The organism is Halorubrum sp. AJ67, assembly GCF_000513435.1.
The window spans coordinates 142,131-145,728 of record NZ_CBVY010000011.1 but is presented as its reverse complement, the minus strand read 5'-3'; the positions used below and the strand labels follow the sequence as shown (position 1 = coordinate 145,728).

Annotated in this window: 2 protein-coding genes and 2 pseudogenes; 1 reads left to right on the top strand and 3 read right to left on the bottom strand. The window is 66.0% G+C overall.

Annotation, left to right across the window (positions count from 1 at the left end; genetic code table 11):
• Window positions 1–189: pseudogene (locus BN903_RS10445) on the top strand (hypothetical protein); the annotation flags it as partial.
• Between the two features lie 124 nt (window positions 190–313).
• Here BN903_RS10445 and BN903_RS10440 read toward each other — a convergent pair.
• The 3 genes and pseudogenes from BN903_RS10440 to BN903_RS10430 all read right to left on the bottom strand — a co-directional run.
• A complete protein-coding gene (locus BN903_RS10440) occupies window positions 314–1,465 on the bottom strand; it encodes a hypothetical protein (protein ID WP_052334950.1) in 1,152 nt (383 codons plus the stop codon).
• A 174-nt stretch (window positions 1,466–1,639) separates the two neighbouring features.
• Window positions 1,640–2,116, bottom strand: a complete 477-nt coding sequence (locus tag BN903_RS10435; RefSeq protein WP_048077660.1) for a 50S ribosomal protein L11 — start codon at window positions 2,114–2,116, stop codon at window positions 1,640–1,642.
• Window positions 2,117–2,713: 597 nt separating this feature from the next.
• Window positions 2,714–3,598, bottom strand: a pseudogene (locus tag BN903_RS10430) (MFS transporter); the annotation flags it as partial.

The window sequence follows — 3,598 nt, the reverse complement described above, 5'->3', positions numbered from 1 at the left end:
GTCCTCGCCGGCGCACTCGCGATCGGGGTCCTCTCCGTGGTGCCGGTCCTCGGTACGATCGCCGGCGTCTTCGTCCAGTTCTACGCGCTCGTCGCTGCGGCCGCGATCATCGGCTGGACGTGGGCCGACGTGCGTCCGATCGCGCTTGACGAGACCGAGCCCGAACCCGCGGAGCGCCCCGCGGTGTGACAGAACGATAGCCCGGCGGCTCGGCGGCCGTCGAAACAGTCGGAATCGACCGTCGTACCGTTTCCCGAATGTCGACCAGTAGGACGGCGCTCGACTTGCGTAGGACGGCGCTCGATTCGCGTCGCTATATTCTTGCAACGAGTAGTTGGGTGGCCTTCGGAATGATGATGCTGAGAAGCAGCTGCGACCAGATGCTGAACGTCGCCGGATACTCGTTCGTCGAGCTCACCATCTCCATCCGCCGTCGGAGTTCCTCGACCGTGTCTCGGTCCTCTCCCGAGACCACGTAGCGTTTGATGTCCCACCGGTTCTCGACGAGCCGCTGCTCGATCGACTTCAGTCGACGGAGTTCGTGTCGCTTCTCGTCGCGCATGAACCGGTGAAGCGTGAAGACCGCGTATCCCACCGTGGCGATCGATCCGGCCCAAATCGCCGTGAAAACGATGTTCGTCGCCGCCGTCCGTTCCATCTCGATCCCAATAATTGCTGGTCCGTAGAGAAGGAGCGCGAACGCGATCAGCCCGGCGACAACGTAGTAGTACGCGTGTTTGATCAGTTCACCGATCGGCCGGAGCCCGCCGAGCCCTTCCGGGTCGAGGAAATCGATCCCGACGTCAGAGTTCCGGAGACGCCGCGGTGCGATGAGTTCGACCGAGAGGTAGACCGCAAAGAACTGCGTGGCGATCGACGCCCAGACCGGATTCGAGACCGTCCAGCCGATCACCGCCGCGAGGTTCATCTCTCGGTAGATGGTGATGGGTCCGCCGAGAGCGAACATCCGGATGTAGTTTATGGCCAGCGCTGACAGGAACACCGTCCACGGGAGCCACGACGGGATGATGTCCGTCAGCCGCTCGGACTCGTCGACCCGGTCGTCGATCCGCATCTCCTTCATCACGTGGTAGTAGCGTCGACGGAGCGAGCGCGAGCCGTACACCGCCGCGAACAACGCGATCGGCTGAAACACAAAGAACGGATTCTGGAGGTAGATGATCGGCTCCCCCATCGCGTACGAGTACGCACCGACCACCAGTTCGAGCGTCGTGATAGTCACAACGGCGTAGAGATACGAGGGCGGGATATTCCCCGGTAGCATGTCTGATAGCCATCCCATCCCCAACTTCCGGGAGATCCGATCCAGCCAGAGATCCTCGTCGAACGCGTCGATGTCGTCGTCGTCGGGCTCAACGTCGTCGTCGGGCTCAACGTCGTCGATAGCGGCCCGGTCCCGATTGGCACTCCTGTCGGCCGCCACCGCGTCTCCCTCCCCGGCCATACCCGACAACACCCGTGTACTGATATAAACCCATGCGTACTGACATAAACTATCCCACTCGGCGTCTCAACCTTCGCGCTCGATACGCGGAGGTCGAACGAAAACGGCGATTTGACTCCGCGTCATCCGAGAAACTCGCCATCGAAAATGAGGCCGCGGGACGGTAGCGGAGCGCTACTCGTCGAGGACGTCGTCGTAGTCGCCGGCGTCGACGCGGTCGTCGAACGTCCGGGCGTCCTCGCCCTCGATGGTGACGCCGAGGGAGGCGCAGGTGCCGCCGACCTCCTTGGCGGCGGCCTTCGTGTCGTACGCGAGCAGGTCGCTCGACTTCTGCTCGGCGACCGTCTTCACCTGTTCGATGGACATGTCCGCGACGAAGTTCTCCTGCGGCTCACCGGAGCCGGTCTCGAAGCCGGCTTCGTCCTTGATGAGTTCCGCCGTGGGCGGCACGCCGACCTCGATGGTGAAGGAGCCGTCGTCGTCGTACTCGACGGTGACGGGCACTTCCATGCCGTCGAACGCGGCGGTCTCGTCGTTGATCTGCGCGACGACGTCCTGAACGTCCACCGGCGTCGGTCCGAGCTCGGGACCGAGCGGCGGGCCGGGGGTGGCCTGCCCGCCGGGGACGAGCGCTTCGATAGTTCCAGCCATGTCCGTACGAACCCGTCGGCGACTTTTAACGGTTGTTCTTTCGGGTAGGGGGAGTCAGCGGTTCGCATACTTACGATACTGGCCGTGACGCGGTGATCGATCCGTTTGGTGGGGTGCGTCGATCCAGCCATGATCGTAAACGAACGACACCGGTTCCGACTTCGACCACGAACACCGTCGAAGCCCCAGCCGTGAGTACCTCCGAAAGACGGTCGCCTCGCTTCGCTCGGCGCTGCGTCTTTCGTGGTCCCGCTCGCTTTCGCTCGCGGGACTCGCGCGCCTTGCTGCGCGCTTCAGTCGCTCGCTTCGCTCGCTCCTTCCAGTGCTTGCTGCGGCGTGCTTCGTCCTCACGGCTGCCCCTTCGATTCCCGCCCCGCACAGCACCACAGCCTCACGCCTCCCCAACCTCGTCACCGGCGCTACGCGCCGGTTGTAAGCGAGAGCTTCGCTCTCGCCCTGTCGGTGGTCCTCCGCGTTGCTCCGGACCACCGACTCCCTCGCGGACTCCTTGCGGCCGCCGGGGGCGGCCGCTCGGAGGCGCGCCGGCGGCTGGTTGGTTTATGAGTGACCGCATCGGAATTCGCGGAGCGCCGTCAACTACGAGTCCGCGGCGTTCGACCGCTCGCTCGGGCCCGTTTCGCCGGTCGCGTGTCCGGGGAGGAAGGTTCCGGTCTCCCGGCGCACCCCGACGAGGAGGACGGCCCCCGCGGCGAGCGGGAGCACCGCGCAGGCGGCGTAGATGGGCGCGAACCCGACCGCCTCGATCAGCGGGAGGGACACCAATGGGCCGAGTCCCCCGCCCACGTCGCCGAGGACGTTGTTCGTCCCCGAGGCGCGGCCCATCCGCTCGTCCGGGGTGAGGTCCGCGAGCAGGGCCATCATCGGGCCGCTCGTTCCCCCTTGTCCGGCACCGATGAAGACGCAGGCGAGGCCCAAGGAGAGGACTGAGCCGGCCCGGGCGAGCAGCAGGAACCCGACGAACGAGACGGCGAGGAACGTCAACAGGATCGGCGTCCGGGAGTTCCGGGTGTCGGAGACCCGTCCCCCCACGAGCATGAAGAACGCGGCCGACAGGACCGTGCCGGCCATGAACAACCCGGAGGTCCCCTGCGGCGCGAGCCCGAACAGCGAGATGTCGTTCTCCCCGAGGAACAAGACGAGCGTGGAGAACAGCGCGCCGATGTACGCGAACATCAGCCCGAAGTTGACTAAGCCGACCGTCACCGCGGGGACGGCGGTGTCGACCTCCCACGGCTTGATCGAGTCCCCGGAGCGGTCGCCCGTGACGTGGGTCTCCGGGACGTAGCGGTACGCGACAACGCTCGCGGTGAGCGCGAACGCGGCGGCGACGACGAACGCCGCGACGTTGCCCGCGACCGCGGAGACGACGCCGCCGAGCGACGAGCCCGGGACCCGGGAACCCCCATCGTGATCCCGCTGCGGACCGACTCCCCATGTTCCGTCCCCCGCGAGCCGCCGTCC

Excerpts from the sequence above, each read along its gene's own strand:
- BN903_RS10435 (WP_048077660.1), bottom strand. The coding sequence starts at position 2,116 with ATGGCTGGAACTATCGAAGCGCTCGTCCCCGGCGGGCAGGCCACCCCC.
- BN903_RS10440 (WP_052334950.1), bottom strand. The coding sequence starts at position 1,465 with ATGGCCGGGGAGGGAGACGCGGTGGCGGCCGACAGGAGTGCCAATCGG.